This is a genomic window from Streptomyces sp. L-9-10 (assembly GCF_004151105.1).
In the GTDB taxonomy this organism is placed as follows: domain Bacteria; phylum Actinomycetota; class Actinomycetes; order Streptomycetales; family Streptomycetaceae; genus Streptomyces.
Window position 1 is genome coordinate 422,082 of sequence record NZ_PHRF01000095.1, and the last position, 21,592, is coordinate 443,673.

Consider the following 21,592-nt stretch of genomic DNA (forward strand, 5'->3'; position numbering starts at 1 on the left):
CCGGAAGCCCCCGTGGGCCCCAAGCCCCCCGCGCGGTCCGACACCCCCGCACGGTCCGACACCCCCGCACGGTCCGAGACCCCCGCGCGGCAGGTGCGCGCACGCCGCAGCGGTACAGGCCGGATCCTGCGCATCGAACTCCGCCGCTCGGCCGCCCCGTTGGCCGGCGTCCTGCTTCTGATCGTCACGCTCGCCCTCCTCCAGCTGGTCAGCGGGCCGTGGTGGAAGGGCGCCGAGAGCTGGACGCAGCAGTGGACCTCCACCGCCTGGTGGGAACGGTTCACGATGGTGCTCATGTGGCCTCTGGCGGTGACCGCCGGGGCGGTGCAGGGGATACGGGACCGGCGCTCCGGTACGTCCGAACTCCTCGCGGCCACACCGCGCCCCCGATGGCACCGCGCCACCACGACCGCGGGCGCGTTCGCGCTCACACTGACCGCCGCGTACATGCTGGTGTTCCTCTACGGCGGGGTGCGGGTGCTCGCCAACGACGGTTACGCCCATCTCGGCTGGCTGCCGATCCTGGCGGTCGGGTTGCTGGCCCTGGTCGCGGGCGCTCTGCTGGGCATGGGGATCGCCAGGACCGTACCGTCCGCGCTGACCCCGCCGGTGCTCGCGCTGGGATCCCTGATGGCGGTGCTGATCGTGCACGACACGGTCACCGGCGACCTGGTGCCGAACCGGATCGTGCTCCTCTCCCCCGCGCTCTCCCAGGTGTACAGCGCGTTCCTGACCGTCACGTGGCGCGTCCACGCGGGCCAGGCCCTCTGGCTGCTCGGACTGGCGGTCACCGGGTTCCTCCTGCTCGTGGCCCGGAAGCCGCGCGCCCGGCTGCTCGCGCTGCTGCCCGTGGTGCTGGGCGCGGCCGTCGCCGTACCGCTCCTGCCCGCCGACCACGCGCGCAACTACGCACTCGACAAGGCGGCGACGGCGCTGGTGTGCGAGGGCCGCGTCTGCGTGACGAAGCTGCACGAATCCCGGCTGGCCGCGCTCAAGGGCCCCGGCGAGGAGGCTCTGCGGCTGCTGGGGCGGCTGCCCGACCCGCCGTCGGCGGTGCGCGAGAGCGTCGATCCGTGGCCCGTGGACAAGGAGGCGTCCCCGCCCGCGAGCGCCGTACCCGCCAACGCCGTACCCGCGAACGCCGTACCGGCCGATGTCGTACCCGTTGACTTCGGGGCGCAGGCTCTCGACGGCGCGCCGAAGGACGAGTACACCCGCACCCTGCTGGCGGGCGCCGGCACGGCGCCGTGTTTCGACGCGGACACGAGCGACCCGACCGAGGAGCAACGGCAGGCGTCCTACGAGACCAAGGTCGTACGCGAACTGGCCGCGCGGACGGTGGCCGCCGCCTGGTTCACCGGTGATCTCAAGCCGCTGCGCGGCACCGCCTGGCCGCGCGCCGACATCGACGCGCTGGCGGGGCCCGCCTGGGACGCGCTGTGCACCCTGCCGCCCGACGCACAGCGCGAGCGGATCACGGCGCTGCGGACGGCCGCGCTCTCCTGCGACGGTGACCTGCTGGACGTCCTGAAGAACGGCGGTCCTCGGTGAAACAGCGACAGCCGGAACGACAGGCGGCGCCCCCTGCCCATCGGCCGTCCGCGCGTGGGGCTTCCGCCGGGCAGCCGTCCACCCGTGGGCCTTCCGGCCGACGGCCGTCCATCCGACGGCCGTCCACCCGCTGGCTGACGCTGTACGCGCGCTCCCGCCAGGTCCCCGCGTCCCTCGCCGCCGCTCTGATCGCCACCGTCGCCACCTGGTCGCTCACCCGGGGGGCCGGATCCGATGATCCGAGGACCCGGATTCTGCTCCTGACCTCCGTGGTGGCGGCGGCCGCGGTCGGCCTGAGCGGGCAGGACCGCGCGCTCGACCGTACGGCGGCGATCCGCTGGGCGCCCCGGCGCGCGGCCCATGTCCTGCTCATCGGGATGCTCGCAGGAGCGCTGCTGCTCGCCTTCCTGACCGCCGGTGACGAGCCGGTGCGGGCCGGGACCCTCCTGCGGAACAGCGCCGGGTCGGCGGGACTCGCCGCGATCGGGGCGGCGCTGTGGGGCGGCCAGTACGCCTGGACGCTGCCCTTCGGCTGGTGCGCGGCGGCGCTGTTCGTACCGTCCACGGACTCGGTCACGTCCCAGGTCACGACCTGGCTGATCCAGCCGTCCGGTACGACCGCCGCCGACTGGACGGCGCTCGTTCTCGCGGTGGGCGGTGGGCTGTTCTACGCGCTGGCCGGACCCAGGCGCTGAACCGGCGTTGTCCGGCGCTCACTACGCCGGACGGACGCCACACCGAAGCGGCGCCGGCCGGACAACGCCCCGCCCGGACACCCCGCCTCGACGCCACCGTTCACCCGCCCGACACCTTCGCGATGGCCGAAAGCCGCCGGACGGTACCCCGAGAGGTGAGTGGATATGCGCTGACCCACCACGCCTCGCGCAGGGGCGTGGTCCCGTGACCACACCAACTGGAGACCGTATGACCGCCTCAGCCCGTACGCAGCACCGGCCTGACAGCCCGCGCCCCGCACGGGCCGGCGGGCGCCCCGGCGGCGCGGCGCGCGGTCTGGCCGCCGGACTGGCCGCGGGCGCGTTCGCGCTGGGCGGTGTCGTCGCGAGCGGCTCCCCCGTCAGCGCGGCCCCCACGGCCCCGGCGGGAACGGGAACGAAGCACGCCGCGCTCAAGGCCGAGGCCGGCGACCTCCTCGATGTCACGCTCGACCAACTGCGCCCCACCCAGCCCTCCGTGGGCTTCGACCAGATCTACTACAAGCTCGGCCGCTACAGCGGCACCAAGGACGAGCAGAACGGCGACGTCAACAAGCGCTTCGACGACTGGTGCGAGACCAACGGCCAGGAGGAGGCGGCGACGGTGCCGCCGGGCGCCACGCTCTCCGACCCCACCAGCTTCACCTGCACCGTCCCGGTCGGCCAGGAGACGGACGAGACGCGCGCCGCGATGAAGACGGTCGTCATCGGCCCCGGCGGCGAGCTGTATCTCACCGACGGACACCACTCCCTGACGTCCTTCCTGGAAACGCCCGACGGCGGCGCGAAGACGCACATCCGGCTGCGCGTCGCCGCCAATCTGAGCGGCCTGTCGCCCGCCGCCTTCTGGCAGACCATGCGGGAGAAGAAGTGGGTCTGGCTGCGCGACGAGAACAACGACCCCATCACCACCGACCAGCTCCCCCAGCGCCTCGGTCTGGCCCGCTTCCATGACGACCGCTACCGCAGCCTCGTCTACTTCACGCGCGACATCGGCTACCAGGCCCCCGAGGCCGCCGCGGAGTACCTGGAGTTCCTGTGGGGCACCTGGCTGCGCGAGCGCGTGAACCTCGACACGTACGACCTCGACTCCCCCGCCTCCTATCTGACCGCGATCCGCGCCGCCTCCGAGGCGATGTCGGGCACGGCCGGTGACACCGTCATCGCCGACGGCCGCACCGCCGACGAGCTGGGCCGGATGCCGGAGTGGAACGCCGGGAAGAAGCCGACCGGCGGCGAGTTCGGCAAGCTGAGCGCCCCGATCTCGGACGACAAGCCCGGCAAGCTCGCGTACGCGCTGGACTTCCGCGGCCGGATCGCGGCCACGCCCGCCTGCACGAAGACGCTGACCGGCAAGCACACCGGCCCGCTGGTCGTCTCCTCGGGCGTCCTCTGCCTGAACGGCACGCGTCAGACCGGCCCCGTCGTGGTCACCTCGGGCGCGAGCCTGGTGGCGACGGGCGCGGACATCACCGGTCCCGTCCAGGCGGCCGGAGCCCACACGGTCCAGTTCTGCGGCACCTCGCTGACCGGTCCCCTCTCCGTGGTCGACACCAAGCGGCAGCTGACCCTGTCAGGGCCCGGCTGCACCCTGAACACCCTGAACGGCCCGGTCCAGCTGGTCGGCAACCCGTAACAGCACAGGCGCCCGTGACGGCACAGGGGCCCGTGACGGCGCGGGCATCCGTGACGGCGCGGGCGCCCCGTCGGCACCCGTAAATCCCCTGGGCCGCGCCGAAAGGCGCGGCTACAGTGGACGGCATGTTCGCGCACTACTACTTCCTGTGATTCCGGACCCGCTCCCCAGGTCCGACACTGCTCAGCCCTGCACAAGGGCGTGACGATCCAGGAAGAAGCATGCGCGAACGCGCTCAATTGGCGATGAAAGACGTGTCCAAGGCGTATGGCGACCGGTCGGTTCTCGACCAGGTGTCACTGACCGTACGTCCCGGCGAAAAGGCCGGAGTCATCGGGGAGAACGGCTCCGGCAAGTCGACACTGCTGCGGCTGCTCGCCGGGGCCGAACGGCCCGACGACGGCGAGGTCACCGTCCGCTTTCCCGGCGGCGTCGGTCATCTCGCCCAGACCCTCGCCCTCGATCCCGGCCACACCGTCCAGGACGCCGTCGACGCGGCCCTGGCCGAGCTGCGCGCCCTGGAGCGCCGGATCGCGGCGGCCGAAGCGGCCCTCGGCGAGGCCGGGCCTGACGAACTGGCCGCCTACGGGGAGCTGTTGGCGGCCTACGAGGCACGTGACGGCTACCGCGCGGATGCCCGCGTCGACGCCGCGCTCCACGGCCTCGGACTCGCCCGGGTGGCCCGGGACCGCACCCTCGGCTCGCTCTCCGGCGGCGAGCGGTCCCGGCTGGCGCTGGCCTGCGTCCTGGCGTCGGCGCCCGAACTGCTGCTGCTCGACGAGCCCACCAACCATCTCGACCTCCGCGCGAGCACCTGGCTGGAGGACCAGCTCAGGGCGCATCGCGGGACGGTGCTCGCCGTCACCCATGACCGGGCGTTCCTGGAGCGGATCGCGACGACGATCCTGGAGGTCGACCGGGACACCCGTACGGTGACCCGGTACGGCGACGGCTGGCACGGCTACCGGACGGCGAAGGCGGCGGCCCGGCGCCGCTGGGAGCAGGACCATCTGGAGTATCTGGACGAGCTGGCCCGTACGGAGGAGCTCGTCGAGGCCTCCGGCCGACGGCTCGCGGCCACCGGCAAGGACCCGCGCCAGGGCTTCGGCAAGCACCGCCGCTCGCACGAGGCGAAGCTGTCCGGGCAGGTCAGGGCGGCGCGGGAGCGGTTGTGGCGGCTCAAGGAGAGCCCGGTACCCGCGCCACCCGAGCCGCTGCGGTTCACGGCCACGCTCGCGTCCGGCGGCGCCGGGGAAACGAAAGGGACGGCCACCGAGGGAGCGGTCGCCGAGCTGGACGACGTGGTGGTCGGCGGCCGGCTGACGGTGGCCGGTCTGCGGGTGAAGGCGGGCGAACGGCTACTGGTGACCGGCCCCAACGGCGCGGGCAAGACCACACTGCTCCGGATCCTGGCCGGTGAACTGCGCCCGGACAGCGGCGCGGTGCGCCACACGGGCCGGATCGGCTATCTGCCCCAGGACCTGCCCGCCGTACCGTCCGGGCTCCCACTGCTGCACGCCTTCGCCACGGGCCGCCCCGGGCTCCCGGAGGAGCACGCGGACGAGCTGCTGGGCCTCGGGCTGTTCCGGCCGGACGACCTCGGCGTACCGGTCACGGCGCTCTCGGTCGGCCAGCGGCGCAGACTGGAACTGGCCCGGCTGGTGACCCGCCCCGCCGATCTGCTCATCCTCGACGAACCGACGAACCATGTGGCGCTCAGCCTGGTGGAGGAGCTGGAGGAGGCGCTCACGGCGTACGAAGGAGCGGTGGTGGTGGTCTCACACGACCGCGGCTTCCGCGCCCGGTTCACGGGCGGCCGGCTGGAACTGCGGGCGGGCCGTGTCGTGAGCTGATCCGCCCCGCGAGCCGGCGGGCGGGCATCGCGACGGGGAGGAGCGTCAGAGCTTCGCCTGGAAGATTCCCGCCGGCCGCTCCCGCCGGTAGCCGAGTGACTCGTTCATCGCGAGTATCGACGTGTTGTCGTCGGCGACGGTGGTACGGATCTCCCGTACGTCCGGGTGCAGTTCGCTCAGCCGGCCCAGCAGATGGCGTTTGACGGCGCGGCCCAGGCCCCGGCCCCGGTGGGTGGGGACGACCACCGTGTCGTACTGGAGCGCGCGGGTGTCCGAGGGGGCGGTCAGGACCAGCTCGGTGTAAGCGACGACGGCGTCGTCCCGCTCGGTGTCGAGGACTGCCGAGGTGAGGACGACGCCGCCGCGCTGTTCGATCAGCCGGGCCGCGGTCCGTACCCGCTCCACGTCCCAGCTCGGTGTCCGTTCGTCCAGCTGTCTGCTGGGCCCCGATACGTCACGTCTCGCGTCATGCGCGCGGGCGAACGCCTCGGCCGTCCCGTCGGGCACCTCGCCCGACCAGCCCTCGAAGCGCAGCCCCTCCGGCAGCGCGGGCTGCGGCACCTCCTCCAGCGCCTGGGAGACGCGCTGCACGTACCAGCCGAGCCGCAGTACGTTCGTGAAGCCGAGGCTGTCGACGAACGCCTCGCCCGCGCCGCCGAGTTCGAGGACGGTCGAGACGGAGGAGCGCCCCTGGTCGGCGAGTTCGGCGCGTATCGCCGTCCAGAGCGTCGCCCCGATGCCGCGCCGCCGGGCGTCGGGACGTACCACCAGGGCGTCCAGGAAGGCGGTGTGCCGGTTGGCCTCGTCGGTGAACAGCAGCAGCGAGGCGACGCCCTCGTACGAGCCGTCCTCCCCCACCGCCGCGAGATGAACGTTTCGCCCGCTCACCGGCGGGACCCGCAGCTTTCCCGCGGTCTCCGTCCTGCTCGGCTCCGGCGCGGAGGCCGGCAGATCGCGGACATGGGCCGCGCTGATCACCGCGTGCCAGGCATCGGTCTCGGCGTCCGAGGGCGGGCTTCCCAGAGTGATCAGCATGGATCGAACCTACGCGTACGAGGAGGGTGACGCCCCCGACTTAAGGAGACGTCCGGGCGGAACCTGGCCGTACGTCCGGGGCCGTACGTCCGCGGCCTTACGGCCAGGCCCGTACGTCCGGGCCGTACGGTCCGGCGCACGTGCGCCGCCAGGACCTGGCGGCGTCAGGCCGCGGCGTTCTCGGTGATCGTGACCCGTCCCTTGCGGATCGTGGCGAGCCGTGGAGCGCGGCGGGCGATCGAGCTGTCGTGAGTGACCATGATGAAGGTCAGACCGTGCTCTTTCCAGAGGCCCTCCAGCAGTTCCATGATCTCGTCACGCATCGACTCGTCGAGATTTCCCGTGGGTTCATCGGCGAGCAGCACCTTCGGCCGCTTGACGAGCGCGCGGGCGATCGCGACCCGCTGCTGCTGGCCGCCGGAGAGCTCGCCGGGCACATGGCCGAGCCGCTCGCCGAGGCCGACGGAGCCGAGCGCCTCCGCCGCGCGTTCGCGCCGGGCCGCGCCTTTGAGGCCGAGCGGCACCAGCGCCGTCTCGACGTTCTCCTGCGCGGTCAGCGTGGGGATGAGGTTGAAGCTCTGGAAGACGAAGCCGATGCTCTCCGCCCGCACCTTGGTGAGTCTGGCCTCGGGCAGCCGGGCCAGATCCACCCCGTCGAGTTCGACGCTCCCCTGCGTCGGACGGTCGAGGCCGCCGAGCATCTGGAGGAGCGTGGACTTTCCCCCTCCGGTCGGGCCCTGGATGACGAGCCGGCCGCCGTCCTCGATCGTCAGATCGACGCCGGCGAGCGCGTCGACGGTCTTCTTGCCGCGCGAGTAGCGCTTGGTGACGCCTCTGAGCTGGTACACGGTGCGACTCCTGCTGTGCGAAATCCTGTTGCTGCGGAACCTGCGGAACCTGCGAAATGCTGCGGGAAGGGGAACGGGGCTACTCGACGCGGCGCAGGGCGTCCGCGGGCCGCAGCCGGGAGGCCCGCCAGCCGCCGAAGCCACCGGCGATCAGACCGCCCGCGACCGCCAGCCCCACGGCGATACCGATGGTCGAGACGGAAACGGGCGCGGTCAGGGCGATGTCGAGCGCCTTGGACGCGGTCTGCCGCACAGGGCCGCCCCCGCCCCCGGGACCGCCGCCGGCGAAACCGCCGCCCCCTCCGCCGCCCGCGGCGCCGAGCTGCGCCGTCAGGGTCGGGCTGATGGCGGTGACGAGATAGGCGCCGCCGAGACCGAGGGCGATGCCGAGCACCCCGCCGAGCAGTCCGTTGACGAGCGCCTCGCCGACCACCTGGCGGGTGACCCGGCCGCTCTTCCAGCCGAGCGCCTTGAGCGTGCCGAACTCCCGTACCCGGCGGCTGACGGCCGAGGAGGTGAGCAGCCCCGCCACCAGGAAGGCCGCGATCAGCACGGCGACGGAGAGCCACCTGCCGACCGTCGTGGCGAGGTCGGAGGCGGTGGACAGGGAGCCGGACACGGTGCCGGCGAGATCGGCGGAGGTGGTGACCGTCGTGTCCGGGATGTTCTTCTGGATGGCGGACTTGACGCTGTCGATCTGCTGCGAGTCGGCGGCCTTGACGTAGACCGTGGTGACCTTGTCCTTGGAGTCGGCCAGGGTCTGGGCCTTCTTCAGCGGGATGTACAGGTTGGCGGCGGAGTCCCCGCTGTCCGCGGTGGCGACGCCGACGATGGAGAACTTCGTACCGGAGATGGTGACGGTCTTGCCGACCGCGAGGCTCTTCTCCTTGGCGTACGCGCTGTCGACGACCGCGACCGCCGTGTCCGTCTCGGTGCTCTTGAACGTACGGCCCGCGGTGATCTTGGACGAGGTCAGCGGGCCGAGCGCGGGCGCGGCGACATCGGTACCGAACACCGAGTAGGAGTCGACGTCGAACGCGGCGCCGCCGCCCCGGACCTGTCCGCCGCCGGAGCCGCCCGCTCCGCCCTGGCCTGTCCGGCCACCGCCCTGCGGCGGGGCGATCTCGCCGGGCTTGAACTCCCCGTTGACCTTGAGCACGGTCAGGCTGAGCCCGCCGACGGCCTCGTCCACCCCGTTCTGGCCGCCGACCTCGGTGACGGTCGAGGAGGCCAGGGTCTGGAAGCCCTGCACCATCACCCGGTCACTGCTCTGTTCGGCGCCGGTGTCGCCGTCGGCGTCGAACTCGAAGCGCCGCCGGCTGGTGTCGCCCTCGCCGGGCGGGGCCGCGGCCTTGGTGACGGTCATGTCGGTGCCGAGCCCGTACAGCGATTGCAGGACCTTGTCCTGGGCCTGGCTCATGCCCGAGGAGACGGAGCTGACGACGATCACCAGTGCGATGCCCAGGGCGAGCCCCGAGGCGACGACGAGCGCCGCCTTTCTGCGACGGCGCAGCTCGCGCCTGAGGTAGGTGAAGAACATGCGCCGAAGCTAGGTGCCCGGTGTGATGAAGAGTTAAGGGCCGGGTGAGAGCGGGATGAGAACGCGAACGGCGGCGGCACCTCGATGAGGTACCGCCGCCGTTCACCCGCGGACTCGGACCGGCCGGGCGAGTCGGTTCGGGTCGGGGCCTGCCGACCCGCGTCGATCAGGCGGCCGAACCGGCCTGCCAGTCGGACCAGTTCATGTTCCAGCCGTTGAGGCCGTTGTCCGGGGCGATGGTCTTGTCGGCGGAGTTCTTGACGACGACCACGTCACCGATGAGCGAGTTGTCGTAGAACCAGGCGGCCGGCTGATTGGGGTCGCCGGCGCCCTTCACGTCCTTCAGGCCCACGCAGCCGTGGCTGGTGTTGACGTTGCCGAACGCGTTGCCGCCCCAGTAGCTGCCGTGGATGAAGGTCCCGGACGTGGACAGCCGCATGGCGTGCGGGACGTCCTTGATGTCGTACTCGCCCTTGCCGTCGTCGTCCGTGAAGCCGACCGTGGCACCGTTCATCCGGGTCTCCTTGAACTTCTCGGAGATCACCATCTGGCCGTTGTAGGTCGTGTTCTCGGGCGAGCCTGCCGAGATCGGGATGGTCTTGAGCGTCTTGCCGTCGCGCACGACGGTCATCGTCTTGCTCTTGACGTCGACCGTGCTGACCTGGCTGCGGCCGATCTGGAAGGTGACCGTCTTCTGCTGGACGCCGAAGACGCCGTCGGCGCCCTCGATCCCGTCCAGGTTCAGCTTGAGGGTGACCGTGGAGCCGCCCGTCCAGTACTGCTCGGGGCGGAAGTCGAGGCGCTGCTGGTTGAACCAGTGGCCGACGACCTGCTGGCCGCTGCTCGACGTGACGGTGATGCCGTCCTGGACGGCCTTCTTGTCGGTGATCGCCTTGTCGAAGTTGATCGAGACCGGCATACCGACGCCGACCGTGGAACCGTCCTCGGGGGTGAAGTTCCCGATGAAGCTGTTGCTCGGCGAGACGGTGGTGAAGGAGGAGTTCTCATGGGCCTCGCGGCCCTTGGCGTCCTTCGCCGTCGCGGTGATCTTGTACGAGGTGGAGCGCTCCAGCTGCGCGTCCGGCTTCCAGCTCTTGGCGTCGGCGGCCAGGGTGCCCTTGACGGCGGTGCCGTCCGCGGTGGTCATGGTCACGCTGGTGAGGGTGCCCTTGGTGACGGTGACCTTGGCGTCGTTGTTGATGCCCACATTCGTCGCGCCGTTCTTGGGCGCGATGGATATCTGGGCCTGCGAGGTCTCCTTGGCGGCCACCTCGTCCGCCTTGGCCTGAGCCGACGCCCCGCTGTCCGAGGGGGCCTTGTCCGTCCCCTCGCTACAGGCCGAAAGCACCAGTAGGCCGCCGAGCACCGCGGACGCGGCCGCGAGGCCCTTGCGCCGCTTGCTGTCCCTCATCACACGCTTCTCCATCATCGCCGCTTGCCCTGCCGATAACACTTAAGAACACCTGTACCGGTTCGTCCGGTTCCACATCCGCCGAGGATGTGGTGAACGCCACTCGCCCCGGGGAAATGCGCGAGCCCCGGCCCGTCGGTTAGGGCGGACCGGGGCTTACCAGAGTGACACGCCTCCGGTCTACATCCGACCAGCTCCGACCTCACCCTCGACCCCGGCCTCTTCGCCGTCGTCCTCGTCGTCCTCGTCGAGGGCCCACTCGACCGCGTCGGGGTCGTAGTCGATCAGTTCGCTGGTCCAGGAGGCCTGGGCCAGCTCGATCCCCGGGACCTCCTTGACGAGGTCGAAGGGCTCCACCAGATACGCGAGGGCCTCCGCCTCATCTTCCCGGACCGCGGACCGGGCATGCGCCCGCTCGTCGTCCGGCATGGACTCGTCCGCGCCGATGCGGTCGAGGGCGGCGGCGCTCAGTCGCTGAGGGTCATCGACCTCCAGCACCAATTCCACCTGTACCCGAACATACCGTGATGTCTCAGAATCGCTCATACGACGGAGGGTAAGCTCCCGACCCCACGACTTTCCCGCGACCCGCTGCTATCACTAACATCACCGCACCCAGCCAATTCGGCGTTGTCACAAGGGGGATCGATCACGTGTCCGTCGCGCGCCGACCGCTCCTGACAGCTACCGCCGCCGGCACCCTGCTCTGCGCCCTGTGGTTCGTGCCCTCAGCGAAGGCCACCGAGGAGCAGAACGGTCCGCGGGAGCAGTCAGCCTCATCCGCTCAGGGCCTCACCGCCGGGGAATCCGAGCCACTGACCCTCGCCGACACGGGCGGCGTGGACACCACGCCGTATCTGGTCGGCGGGAGCCTCTGTCTCGGCATCGGCGCGGGGTTCGTCGCGTACTCCATCCGCAGAAGTGTCCGCGCGTCGCTCTGAGACGCGCACGTACGGAGGGGCCGCCGGGCCGTGACCGGGCGGCCCCTCCGGCGTCTCAGGCCAGCGGCCCGGTCACCGGCTCGACCGCGGCGACGAGCCCGCCCCCGCGCACGAACGCGTCGGCCCCGGCCAGATCGGGCGCGAGGAAGCGGTCGGGCCCCGGCCCCTGGACGCCCGCGGCGCGCAGGCCGTCGATGGCCGCCTGGGAGGCGGGCGCGGGCGTCAGGCCCGTACGCAGCTCGATCGCGCGCGTCGCGGCGTACAGCTCGACGGCGATCACGCGGGCCAGGTTGTCGACGGCGGTACGGAGCTTGCGCGCGGCCGACCAGCCCATGGAGACATGGTCCTCCTGCATCGCGGAAGACGGGATCGAGTCGACCGAGGCCGGCACCGCGAGCCGCTTCATCTCACTGACCAGGGCGGCCTGGGTGTACTGGGCGATCATCAGCCCCGAGTCGACCCCCGCGTCATCGGCGAGGAAGGGCGGCAGGCCGTGCGAGCGGTTCTTGTCCAGCAGCCGGTCCGTACGGCGCTCCGCGATGGAAGCGAGGTCGGCGGCGGCGATCGCCAGGAAGTCCAGCACATACGCCACCGGGGCGCCGTGGAAGTTGCCGTTGGACTCCACCCGGCCGTCCGGGAGAACGACGGGGTTGTCGACCGCCGACGCCAGCTCCCGGTCGGCCACGACGCTCGCGTACGCCAGCGTGTCCCGGCCCGCGCCGGCGACCTGCGGGGCACAGCGCACGGAATAGGCGTCCTGGACCCGGGGAGCCGCGTCCTGCTGGAAGTGACCCGTCAGCCCGGACCCCGCGAGCACCCGCAGCATATTGGCGGCGCTGGCGCCCTGGCCCGGGTGCGGGCGGATGGCGTGCAGCTCGGGGGCGAGGACCTTGGCGGTACCGAGAAGGGCCTCCAGGCTCAGCGCGGCGGTGATGTCGGCGGAGGTGTAGAGCCGCCGCAGATCGGCGATCGCCATGACCAGCATGCCGAGCATGCCGTCGGTCCCGTTGAGCAGGGCGAGCCCTTCCTTCTCCCGCAGCTCCACCGGCTCGATCCCGTGCGCGGCGAGCAGCTCCCCCGCGGGCCGTACGACACCGTCGGGGCCCTCCGCGTCGCCCTCGCCCATCAAGGTCAGCGCGCAGTGGGAGAGCGGCGCGAGGTCCCCGGAGCAGCCGAGCGAGCCGAACTCGTGCACCACCGGCGTGATCCCCGCGTTCAGCACGTCGGCCATGGCCTGCGCCACGAGCGGGCGCACGCCGGTGCGCCCGGAGGCCACGGTCTTGAGCCGCAGGAACATCAGCGCCCGCACGACGTCCCGCTCGACGAGGGGCCCCATCCCGGCGGCGTGCGACCGGACGATATTGCGCTGGAGCTGGGCCCGGAGCTCCGGACTGATCCACCGGGTGGCGAGCGCCCCGAACCCGGTGGACACCCCGTACACCGGCTCGGGCTTGGCGGCCAGCGCGTCCACGACCTCGCGCGCGACGGCGAGCGCGTCCAGGGCCTCACCGGAAAGCTCAACCCGGGCGCGGCCCCTGGCCACGGCGACCACATCCTCGGCGATCGTCCCGGACGTCCCCAACACCACAGTGTGCATATCCATATTCAGGAGCGTACGGACTGAATCGCAGAGTGTCACTAGTCGGCGGTACGCCTCCGGCGGGGGTTGCGGTGTGCGCCTGCGGCGCGGGGGCCGGTGGGTGGTGCCGGGGGCCGGGGTCTCCGGAGGTACATGTCCGGACGGCATGATTTACGGCGCGACTCCGGCCGGTCGATGGTTCGGGCGTCCGTGCGCCACACATCACGCTTCAGTGTCCGGACACGCACCTCCTCCGCCCCCGACCCCCTTCCCGCCGGTGGTCGCCTGCACCCGCCGCCCTGGTGGGGGTATGGGGGCGGGAGGATGCCGTCGTCTCCCCCACCCGCCCCCGCGCACGGACGCGCCAGTCCGTGACGGGCGGTGAAGGGGGGCGCGCAGGGGGCGTGTCCGGGACGTAGAGCGTGATGTGTGGCGCACGACCGCCCGTGTCCTGACTGTGGCCGGGGTCGCGCCGTAAATCATGCAGTCCCGGACGCGAGCCCCGGAGCGCCTCCCGGCAACAACCCGCAGACCGACCACCGGCCCCAGCCGAAACGCACCCGTACCCGCGCTCCCCGCCGGAGGCGTACCGCGCCACCCGGCAACAACCCGCACACAACCACCGGCCCCAGCCAAAGACAACCGACCCCCCGGACCCGTCGACTACGTCGACCCTGGCGCGTCGCGGAAGCGCCGTCTCTCCCCCCGCTCCGGCGCCGGCGCGTCCGCCAGTCTCAGTACCGCCCCGTCCCGCCCCGCCACCACCGGCCCGCCCTCCCGCCCCGCCACCACCGGCCCGCCCTCCCGCGCCGCCTTCGCCCGGTACTGCGCCGCGTCCGCCAGCCGGAACAGCCGTCGCGCCGACCCCACCTCCCCGATCGGGTCCCCCGTCGAAGCGATCCCGCACGCCACGCCCTCCCCCAGATCCAGCCCGGCCGCCCGCTCGCACACCTCGGCCGCCACCGCCAGCACCTCGTCCGACGTCGGGCCCACCGTCAGCAGACAGAACTCGTCCCCGCCCAGCCGCGCCACCAGCGCGCCGGGAAGCCGTGCGCCGCACACGGACAGGAGCGTGGCGAACCGTTCCAGCAGACGGTCACCGGCCGCATGGCCCTGGGTGTCGTTGACCTTCTTGAGGCCGTTGAGATCACAGACGACGAGGCTGACGACGGCCCCCTCCTCCTGGTACCGGACGATCGCCTCGTCGAGCCGTACGTCGACCGCGCGCCGGTTCGCGAGTCCCGTCAGGGGATCGGTGAAGGCGAGCCGGCGGACCTCTTCGAGCCGTTCCGTCTGGGCGATCCCCGCCGCCACCACCGACGCGATGACGGTGGCGAAATCCGCGTCGGCCGCGTCGAACAGCGGCGCCTCCGGGGGCCTGGCCACATACAGCTCGCCCCACGCCCGCCCGTGCAGCACGATCGGCGCGACGACGCAGCAGCCGCGGCCCCGCCTGCGCAGCGCGGCCACGCGCTGGTGGTTGTAGCCGGGCCCGTCCGGGCCCTCCGACGCCTGCGCGACCGCCGGCCCGGCCGCGGTCTCGACCCAGGCCTGCGGCCCGCCGCCGCCCGCCCACCGCCCGTGCAGGAACTCCGCGATCTCGGGAAACTCATGGACGGGATACGTCTCGTCCTCGGGGAATTCCTCCTCCCCGTCCACCCGTGCCCCCGCGTTCACGAGCACCTTGAGGCGGCCGAGATCCCGCTCCCATACCGAGAGCGCCCCGAAGCTCCCCCCGAGCGCCTCCAGCGCGCCCCGCGCCGCGGCCCGCCAGGACTCGATCGCTGTTGGGGCCGCCGCCATCGCCTGAGACAGTCGCACTATGGCGCGCAGTCGCCCATCCACTCCCATCGCCCCACCTTAAGACGGTTTGACGGGATTTGATCATCTGGATCGATGGGTGATCATGACGGGTTCACCCGTACCGCGCGCCGCGGCGCGCGCTCACTCACCGGGCCACTGCGGCGTGCGCTTCTCGTTGAACGCGGCGACCCCTTCCGCCCGGTCTCCGGAGAACGCGACGGACCGCCACGCGGCGTCCTCGACCTCCAGCCCCGCCCGCAGGTCGAGCCCGTGCCCGAGCCGCAGCGCGCGCTTGGCGGCGCGCAGGCCGACGGGCGAGTTGGCGGCGATACGGCCGGCCAGGGCCAGGGCCTCGTCCCGGTCGGCGCCCTCGTCCACGAGCTGGTCGACCAGCCCCAGCGCCGCCGCCTCGGCCGCGGCCACCCGCCGTGCCGTGAAGACCAGTTCCGCGGCGCGCGCGGCGCCGACGCGGCGCGGGAGCAGCTGCGTACCGCCGCCGCCGGGGATCACCCCGACCGACACCTCGGGCAGTCCCACGACCGCAGTGGGGTCGGCGACGATCAGATCGCAGGCGAGCGCCAGCTCGAAGCCGCCGCCCAGCGCGTAGCCGTGCACCGCCGCGATCGTCGGCATCGGCAGTTCCAGCACGCCGGCGTACGCGGCCCGCGCGGTCGGGCGCTGGCGCACGAGTTCGGCGTCGCTGAGGGAGTTGCGCTCCTTGAGGTCCGCGCCGACACAGAAGGCCCGCGCGTGGGTGGAGGTCAGCACCGTGACCCGGACGTCCCGGGCGGCGCCGAGCGCGGCGCACGCGGCCCCGAGGGACCGGGCCAGCTCGCTGGAGACGGCGTTCATGGCCTTGGGCCGGTCCAGGACCAGTTCGGCGACATGACCGTGCCGCCGTACGACGACGAACTCCCCGAACCTCTGCTCAGTCTCCGTCACGACCGCACCCTCCCGGTTAACGACAGTTCACCTTGGTCGGACCGATCCTAGGGGGGCGGCCTGGCGGGGAGCCGCACCGGGCCTGGAGGAGCTGGACTCGACTAGCTAGGTGTTCCGCCGCCCCATCAGCCACGGCTCCACCACACCCAGTCCCCGCACCGGCCGCTGCCACATCGGCTGGAGCCCGAAGCGGTACGAGGGCAGCGCCGCGCCCTCCTTCTCGGCCCTCGCCGCCTGCGCCTCGGAGGCCGGGGCGTCGCCCGTGCGGATCAGCTCCTCCGCGAACGCGCCGTCGACCAGCACCGTGTCCTTCGGCGCTATGGAGGTCAGCCGGCTCGCGAGGTTCACGGTCGTGCCGAACACGTCGCCCATCCGCGTCGTGACCGTCCCGAACGCGATCCCGACGCGCAGCGCCGGCATCGAATCGTCGTGGGTCATGGTCTCTATCAGGCGCAGCGCTATCTCCGCGGCCGTTCCCGCGTCGTCCGCCGCGAACAGGACCTCGTCGCCGAGGGTCTTGATCAGCCGGCCGCCGTGCGCGGCGACGAGGTCGGCCGCGGTCGTCTCGAACGCCTCGACCAGCTCGCCGAGTTCCTCCTCCTCCAGCCGCCGGGTCAGCCGGGTGAACCCGACGAGGTCGGCGAAGCCCACGGCGAGCCGACGGTCGACCATCTCCTCGTCGTCGGCGGCCTGGACGACGCGGCCGGTGGCGGCGGCGAGCTGACGCCGCCAGACGTAGACGAGGAACTCCTCCAGCTCGGGCAGGAGCAGCTCCACCAGGGGGTACGTGACTTCCGTACGGGTCATCCCCGGCTCGGGCGGCTCGATGAGCCCCTCCAGGAACGAATCGATCTGCCACTCCGCCAGCCGGGCGGTGGTCTGTCCGGTCGAGCGGGCGACCTGGATCGCCATCGGCTCGCTGAGCAGCCCCGCTTCCACCAGACCGGCAAGCCGTCGCAGCGCCAGGACGTCCGCCTCCGTGAACGCCTTGGCCTGGCCGACGTCCGCGAAGCCCATGGCCCGCCAGAAGCGGGAGGCGAGGTCCATCGAGACGCCGGCGGTACGGGCCGCCTGGAAGGGGGTGTAGCGGCGTTCGGCGCCGAGGATCAGCTGTTCGAGGCGGATGGCCAGCGGATCGTCGGACGGCTCGGCCGTGTGGTCGACGACATGGTGGGGGTTGGGGTGTACCGAAGAGTCCGACGACGGCTGCGCGTCCTCGCCGGAAGTCGAATCGTCGACGGTCACCAGCCGCCTCCTGCCCGTTCCCTGCGCACTGCCCTGCCGATCTGTCGTGGACCGCCTCAACGATACGGCAGATGTGCTCTGGCTCACGTATCGCGTGAGCAACCTGGATCCGGGTGCGACGGTCCGGTCACGGGGCGTCGCCGGTGGCCGCCCCGGCGACCGCGCCATGTGCGTCGCGCATATGCCTACGCCGGAAGACGTCCCCGTACGGGCAACGCGCGCCTCAGGAGGCCGGCCGAAGATGGACGATGTCGCCCGCCCCGACCGGATGCCTGACGCCGTCCTCGGTCGCGACCACCAGCCGTCCGTCGCCGTCCACGGCCACCGCCTCGCCCACCAGCTCACGGTCGCCCGGCAGGACGGCCCGCACCGAGCGGCCGAGCGTCGCGCACCCCGCCGCGTACGCCTCCTGGAGCCGGCAGAGCCCCGGATCGCCGCCCGCCTCGCGCCACTCCCCGTACCACCGCTCCAGGGCCCGCAGGACGCCGCGCAGCAGGGTGTCGCGGTCGAGGGACACCGCGTTCGCCAGGGCCAGCGAGCCGGCCGCCGGTACGGGCAGTTCCGCCGTGTGCAGCGAGACGTTCACGCCCACACCCACCACGACCGCGTCGTCCCCCGCGCGCTCGGCGAGGATCCCGCCGGCCTTCCGCTCCTCGCCGTCCACGGTCACCAGCAGGTCATTGGGCCATTTGAGTGCCGTGTCGACGCCCGCGGCCCGCGCCAGCCCGGTCGCCACGGCCACTCCGGTCAGCAGCGGCAGCCAGCCGTAGCGGTGGACGGGTACGCCGGGGCCCGGCCTGAGCAGTACCGAGAAGAAGAGCCCGGAGCGCGCGGGCGCGGACCACCGGCGGTCCAGCCGGCCGCGGCCCGCCGTCTGCTCCTCGGCGATCAGTACGGTGCCCTCCGCGGCTCCCGGTGTGCCGTCCGCCCCCGCCATGGCCCGCGCGGCCAGATCGGAGTTGGTGGATCCGGTGGCGGCGACCACGTCGAGCGAGCTCCACAGCCCGCCGGGCCGGATCAGCCCGCGGCGCAGCGCGCGCTCGTTGAGCGGGGGGCGTTCGAGGTCGGACCAGCGGCTCTCTGGTGCATGGGGATCCGTCATGCAAGCCACCCTAGGTGTGGCCAACACCGCACTGCCGAACGGTATCGGCGCCGATACCCTACGGATCAGTAGCACCCGGAACACCCGCATCCGTGACCCCGCAGGGAGCCGCATCCCGATGTCCGAGCCGGAAAACGCCCGAGGAATCCCCCACGGAACCGCCGCCCACACCACCGCGGGAAAGATCGCGGACCTTCAGCGGCGTATCGAGGAAGCCACGCACGCGGGTTCCGCGCGCGCCGTGGAGAAGCAGCACGCCAAAGGCAAGCTGACGGCCCGCGAGCGGGTCGATCTGCTGCTGGACGAGGGCTCCTTCGTCGAGCTGGACGAGTTCGCCCGGCACCGCTCCACCAATTTCGGCATCGAGAAGAACCGCCCGTACGGGGACGGGGTCGTCACCGGTTACGGCACGGTCGACGGCCGTCCGGTCTGTGTCTACTCGCAGGACTTCACGATCTTCGGCGGCTCGCTCGGCGAGGTCTACGGCGAGAAGATCGTGAAGGTCATGGACTTCGCGCTGAAGACCGGCTGTCCGGTCATCGGCATCAACGACGGCGGCGGCGCCCGGATCCAGGAGGGGGTGGCCGCCCTCGGCCTCTTCGCCGAGATCTTCCGCCGCAATGTGCACGCCTCGGGTGTCGTACCGCAGATCAGCCTGATCGTCGGCCCGTGCGCGGGCGGCGCGGTCTACTCGCCCGCGATCACCGACTTCACGGTGATGGTCGACCAGACCTCGCACATGTTCATCACGGGCCCCGATGTCATCAAGACGGTGACCGGCGAGGACGTGGGCTTCGAGGAGCTGGGCGGCGCCCGTACGCACAACACGACCTCCGGCGTCGCGCACCACATGGCGGGCGACGAGAAGGACGCCATCGACTACGTCAAGTCCCTGCTGTCGTATCTGCCCTCGAACAATCTGTCCGAGCCGCCCGCCTTCCCCGAGGAGGCCTCGCTGGAGCCGACGGACGAGGACCGCGAGCTGGACACGCTGATCCCGGACTCCGCGAACCAGCCGTACGACATGCACGCGGCCATCGAGCACGTACTGGACGACGCCGAATTCCTGGAGACGCAGGCGCTGTTCGCGCCGAACATCATCACGGGCTTCGGCCGGGTCGAGGGCTTCCCGGTCGGGATCGTCGCGAACCAGCCGATGCAGTACGCGGGCTGTCTGGACATCAACGCCTCCGAGAAGGCCGCGCGTTTCGTCCGTACCTGCGACGCCTTCAATGTGCCGGTGCTGACGTTCGTCGACGTCCCGGGGTTCCTGCCGGGGGTCGACCAGGAGTACGGCGGCATCATCCGGCGCGGCGCCAAGCTGATCTACGCGTACGCCGAGGCCACGGTCCCGCTGATCACGGTGATCACCCGCAAGGCCTTCGGCGGCGCCTACGACGTCATGGGCTCCAAGCATCTGGGCGCGGACCTCAACCTGGCCTGGCCGACGGCGCAGATCGCGGTCATGGGCGCGCAGGGCGCGGTCAACATCCTGCACCGCCGCACGATCGCCGCGGCCGGTGACGCGACGGCGCAGGAGGAGACGCGCGCCGAACTGATCCAGGAGTACGAGGACGCTCTGCTCAATCCGTACGTCGCGGCCGAGCGCGGCTATGTCGACGCGGTCATCATGCCGTCGGACACCCGGGCACACATCGTCAAGGGCCTGCGTCAACTGCGGACGAAGCGGGAAAGTCTGCCTCCGAAGAAGCACGGCAACATCCCCCTCTAGGACACCGGGAAGGGCGCCGAACAGTGATCAAGGTTGTACGAGGAAATCCGACCCGGGAAGAGCTGGCCGCCGCACTCGCGGTGGTGCGGGCCCGCGCCGCGGCGATGGCGGACTCGCCGTCGGACGCGGCCCCGCCCCCCGCCGAGTGGTCCGCCCCGACGCGGATCGCCCGCCGCCGGCTCCCGGAGCCGGGCCCGCGGGCGTGGGCGCGTACGTACTGGCCCGGCTGACCACCGCCCCAGGGCCGGGCGCGACGATAGGCCACCGGGTCCGCCGCGCCTGAGTACACATACTCAGGCGCGGCGGACCCGGTGGCCGGAGTATCGGTCCCATGCTGTGGTCCGACCCGGAGAACGAGCCCCCCAGGGAGATGCGCGACGCGCAGCTCATGCTGCGCCGCGCCGGTGTGGTGCTCGCGCTGGCGGTGCTGCTGGCGATGCTCGTGCTCGGCCTCCGCTGACCGCCTCAGGCCGGCCGCCCGCTGACCGCCTCCCGCGGACCTCCCCCGTACCGGCCGGACACCGCGGACCTACGATGGCCCGCATGACCGATCAGCGCCGCCGGCTCGTTCTGGCCTCCGCCTCCCCCGCCCGTCTCGGACTGCTCCGGCAGGCCGGGCTCGCCCCCGAGGTGATCGTCAGCGGCGTCGACGAGGACGCCCTCTCCGCCCCGACCCCCGCCGAACTGGCGCTCGTTCTGGCCGAGGCCAAGGCCACCGCCGTGGCCGCGCTCCCCACGACGGCCGGCGCGCTGGTCGTCGGCTGCGACTCCGTCCTCGAACTCGACGGCGAGGCGTTCGGCAAGCCCGCCGACGCCGAAGAGGCCACCGCCCGCTGGAAGTCGATGCGCGGACGGGCCGGAATCCTGCGGACCGGTCACTGCGTGATCGACACGACGACCGGCCGCCGTGCCGCCGAGACCGCCTCGACCACGGTCCGCTTCGGGAATCCGACGGACGCCGAGATCGCCGCGTACGTCGCCTCCGGCGAACCCCTCCACGTCGCGGGCGCCTTCACCCTGGACGGCCGCTCCGCGCCCTTCGTCGACGCGATCGACGGCAGCCACGGCAATGTCATCGGCCTGTCGCTGCCCCTGCTGCGCCGGCTGCTCGGCGAGCACGGCGTCACCATCACCGACCTGTGGGCCTGAACCGGCCCCACCGGCGCCTGTCGAGTCCCCTGATCAGTCGAGGACCGCGGTGGCTTCGACCTCCACCAGATGCTCGGGCACGTCCAGTGCCGCGACGCCGATCAGCGTGCCCGGCGCCAGCGGCGTGATCCCCAGCTTCGCGGTGGCACGGGCCACTCCCTCCAGGAACAGGGGCATCTTGTCGGGGGTCCAGTCGATGACGTAGACGGTCAGTTTCGCCACGTCCTCGAAGGAACCACCGACCTCGGCCAGGGCGGTGCCGACGTTCAGATAGCACTGTTCGACCTGAGCCGCGAGGTCACCTGCGCCGACCGTGACCCCCTCGGCATCCCAGGCGACCTGTCCGGCGATGAAGACCAGCTTCGATCCGGTCGCGACCGACACCTGCCGATAGACATCGATTTCCGGCAGTCCGCCGGGGTTCACCAGAGTGATGGCCATGCTCTCCGCTCCTCGTGGTCTCTTGTGGTTACTGAAGAACCGTAGGAGAGTGAGCGCCGACGTGGAAGAAC

Annotated in this window: 20 protein-coding genes; 9 read left to right on the top strand and 11 right to left on the bottom strand. The window is 72.0% G+C overall.

Annotated elements, in window-relative coordinates; genetic code table 11:
• Positions 1-12: 12 nt before the first annotated feature.
• The 4 genes from CU044_RS23280 (at position 13) to abc-f (ending at position 5,753) form a co-directional block, all read left to right on the top strand.
• The gene (locus tag CU044_RS23280; RefSeq protein WP_240045787.1) at positions 13-1,551 is read left to right on the top strand and encodes a hypothetical protein; all 1,539 of its coding nucleotides are present in this window, start codon (positions 13-15) and stop codon (positions 1,549-1,551) included.
• Positions 1,548-2,246, top strand: coding sequence for a hypothetical protein (locus CU044_RS23285; RefSeq protein ID WP_345790149.1), 699 nt, complete (start codon positions 1,548-1,550; stop codon positions 2,244-2,246). Before CU044_RS23280 ends, CU044_RS23285 begins: the two co-directional genes overlap by 4 nt.
• Before the next feature lie 229 nt (positions 2,247-2,475).
• Positions 2,476-3,900, top strand: coding sequence for a ParB/Srx family N-terminal domain-containing protein (locus CU044_RS23290; protein WP_129770653.1), 1,425 nt, complete (start codon positions 2,476-2,478; stop codon positions 3,898-3,900).
• A 221-nt stretch (positions 3,901-4,121) separates the two neighbouring features.
• Positions 4,122-5,753 (top strand): ribosomal protection-like ABC-F family protein, encoded by a 1,632-nt coding sequence (gene abc-f, locus CU044_RS23295; RefSeq protein WP_129770654.1) that lies wholly within the window; start codon positions 4,122-4,124, stop codon positions 5,751-5,753.
• Between the two features lie 45 nt (positions 5,754-5,798).
• On the opposite strand, the gene CU044_RS23300 is transcribed toward abc-f, so the two are convergent.
• From CU044_RS23300 to CU044_RS23320, 5 genes are all read right to left on the bottom strand, one after another.
• The gene (locus CU044_RS23300) at positions 5,799-6,788 is read right to left on the bottom strand and encodes a GNAT family N-acetyltransferase (RefSeq protein ID WP_129770655.1); all 990 of its coding nucleotides are present in this window, start codon (positions 6,786-6,788) and stop codon (positions 5,799-5,801) included.
• Between the two features lie 164 nt (positions 6,789-6,952).
• On the bottom strand, positions 6,953-7,636 hold the full coding sequence (locus tag CU044_RS23305; RefSeq protein ID WP_129770656.1) for an ABC transporter ATP-binding protein: 684 nt from the start codon (positions 7,634-7,636) through the stop codon (positions 6,953-6,955).
• A gap of 79 nt (positions 7,637-7,715) precedes the next feature.
• Positions 7,716-9,176 (bottom strand): ABC transporter permease, encoded by a 1,461-nt coding sequence (locus CU044_RS23310; protein WP_129770657.1) that lies wholly within the window; start codon positions 9,174-9,176, stop codon positions 7,716-7,718.
• A 166-nt stretch (positions 9,177-9,342) separates the two neighbouring features.
• Positions 9,343-10,602: an Ig-like domain-containing protein gene (locus CU044_RS23315; protein ID WP_129770919.1), complete on the bottom strand. Its 1,260-nt coding sequence runs from the start codon at positions 10,600-10,602 to the stop codon at positions 9,343-9,345.
• A gap of 165 nt (positions 10,603-10,767) precedes the next feature.
• Positions 10,768-11,133, bottom strand: coding sequence for a hypothetical protein (locus tag CU044_RS23320; RefSeq protein WP_129770658.1), 366 nt, complete (start codon positions 11,131-11,133; stop codon positions 10,768-10,770).
• A 107-nt stretch (positions 11,134-11,240) separates the two neighbouring features.
• Here CU044_RS23320 and CU044_RS23325 point away from each other — a divergent pair, with 107 nt between their 5' ends.
• The gene (locus tag CU044_RS23325) at positions 11,241-11,528 is read left to right on the top strand and encodes a hypothetical protein (protein ID WP_129770659.1); all 288 of its coding nucleotides are present in this window, start codon (positions 11,241-11,243) and stop codon (positions 11,526-11,528) included.
• 55 nt (positions 11,529-11,583) lie between these two features.
• Here CU044_RS23325 and hutH read toward each other — a convergent pair whose 3' ends face one another.
• From hutH to CU044_RS23350, 5 genes are all read right to left on the bottom strand, one after another.
• Positions 11,584-13,131: a histidine ammonia-lyase gene (gene hutH / locus CU044_RS23330; protein WP_129770660.1), complete on the bottom strand. Its 1,548-nt coding sequence runs from the start codon at positions 13,129-13,131 to the stop codon at positions 11,584-11,586.
• A gap of 639 nt (positions 13,132-13,770) precedes the next feature.
• Positions 13,771-14,958, bottom strand: coding sequence for a sensor domain-containing diguanylate cyclase (locus CU044_RS23335; RefSeq protein ID WP_129770661.1), 1,188 nt, complete (start codon positions 14,956-14,958; stop codon positions 13,771-13,773).
• A 93-nt stretch (positions 14,959-15,051) separates the two neighbouring features.
• Complete coding sequence (locus tag CU044_RS23340) at positions 15,052-15,852, bottom strand: enoyl-CoA hydratase-related protein (RefSeq protein WP_129770662.1); 801 nt, start codon at positions 15,850-15,852, stop codon at positions 15,052-15,054.
• 105 nt (positions 15,853-15,957) lie between these two features.
• On the bottom strand, positions 15,958-17,097 hold the full coding sequence (locus tag CU044_RS23345) for an adenylate/guanylate cyclase domain-containing protein (protein ID WP_129770663.1): 1,140 nt from the start codon (positions 17,095-17,097) through the stop codon (positions 15,958-15,960).
• A 223-nt stretch (positions 17,098-17,320) separates the two neighbouring features.
• Positions 17,321-18,199 (bottom strand): biotin--[acetyl-CoA-carboxylase] ligase, encoded by an 879-nt coding sequence (locus CU044_RS23350; protein ID WP_129770664.1) that lies wholly within the window; start codon positions 18,197-18,199, stop codon positions 17,321-17,323.
• A 118-nt stretch (positions 18,200-18,317) separates the two neighbouring features.
• Between CU044_RS23350 and CU044_RS23355 the strand changes: the two genes are divergently transcribed.
• The 4 genes from CU044_RS23355 to CU044_RS23365 all read left to right on the top strand — a co-directional run bounded on the left by CU044_RS23355 (position 18,318) and on the right by CU044_RS23365 (position 21,080).
• Positions 18,318-19,931, top strand: a complete 1,614-nt coding sequence (locus tag CU044_RS23355) for an acyl-CoA carboxylase subunit beta (RefSeq protein WP_129770665.1) — start codon at positions 18,318-18,320, stop codon at positions 19,929-19,931.
• Between the two features lie 23 nt (positions 19,932-19,954).
• Positions 19,955-20,161 (top strand): acyl-CoA carboxylase epsilon subunit, encoded by a 207-nt coding sequence (locus CU044_RS23360; RefSeq protein ID WP_129770666.1) that lies wholly within the window; start codon positions 19,955-19,957, stop codon positions 20,159-20,161.
• Between the two features lie 101 nt (positions 20,162-20,262).
• Positions 20,263-20,391, top strand: coding sequence for a hypothetical protein (locus tag CU044_RS40075; protein WP_275670215.1), 129 nt, complete (start codon positions 20,263-20,265; stop codon positions 20,389-20,391).
• Positions 20,392-20,465: 74 nt separating this feature from the next.
• Positions 20,466-21,080, top strand: a complete 615-nt coding sequence (locus CU044_RS23365) for a nucleoside triphosphate pyrophosphatase (RefSeq protein WP_193564047.1) — start codon at positions 20,466-20,468, stop codon at positions 21,078-21,080.
• A gap of 33 nt (positions 21,081-21,113) precedes the next feature.
• Here the strand turns inward: CU044_RS23365 and CU044_RS23370 are convergent, their stop codons facing one another.
• Positions 21,114-21,521, bottom strand: coding sequence for a RidA family protein (locus CU044_RS23370; RefSeq protein WP_129770668.1), 408 nt, complete (start codon positions 21,519-21,521; stop codon positions 21,114-21,116).
• Positions 21,522-21,592: the final 71 nt, after the last annotated feature.

Bases quoted from the DNA above. Each gene is read 5' to 3' on its own strand.
- CU044_RS23290 (WP_129770653.1), top strand. From the start codon at position 2,476: ATGACCGCCTCAGCCCGTACGCAGCACCGGCCTGACAGCCCGCGCCCC.
- abc-f (WP_129770654.1), top strand. From the start codon at position 4,122: ATGCGCGAACGCGCTCAATTGGCGATGAAAGACGTGTCCAAGGCGTAT.
- CU044_RS23300 (WP_129770655.1), bottom strand. From the start codon at position 6,788: ATGCTGATCACTCTGGGAAGCCCGCCCTCGGACGCCGAGACCGATGCC.
- CU044_RS23310 (WP_129770657.1), bottom strand. From the start codon at position 9,176: ATGTTCTTCACCTACCTCAGGCGCGAGCTGCGCCGTCGCAGAAAGGCG.
- CU044_RS23315 (WP_129770919.1), bottom strand. From the start codon at position 10,602: ATGGAGAAGCGTGTGATGAGGGACAGCAAGCGGCGCAAGGGCCTCGCG.
- CU044_RS23320 (WP_129770658.1), bottom strand. From the start codon at position 11,133: ATGAGCGATTCTGAGACATCACGGTATGTTCGGGTACAGGTGGAATTG.
- hutH (WP_129770660.1), bottom strand. From the start codon at position 13,131: ATGGATATGCACACTGTGGTGTTGGGGACGTCCGGGACGATCGCCGAG.
- CU044_RS23335 (WP_129770661.1), bottom strand. From the start codon at position 14,958: ATGGGAGTGGATGGGCGACTGCGCGCCATAGTGCGACTGTCTCAGGCG.
- CU044_RS23350 (WP_129770664.1), bottom strand. From the start codon at position 18,199: ATGACGGATCCCCATGCACCAGAGAGCCGCTGGTCCGACCTCGAACGC.
- CU044_RS23355 (WP_129770665.1), top strand. From the start codon at position 18,318: ATGTCCGAGCCGGAAAACGCCCGAGGAATCCCCCACGGAACCGCCGCC.
- CU044_RS40075 (WP_275670215.1), top strand. From the start codon at position 20,263: ATGCTGTGGTCCGACCCGGAGAACGAGCCCCCCAGGGAGATGCGCGAC.
- CU044_RS23365 (WP_193564047.1), top strand. From the start codon at position 20,466: ATGGCCCGCATGACCGATCAGCGCCGCCGGCTCGTTCTGGCCTCCGCC.
- CU044_RS23370 (WP_129770668.1), bottom strand. From the start codon at position 21,521: ATGGCCATCACTCTGGTGAACCCCGGCGGACTGCCGGAAATCGATGTC.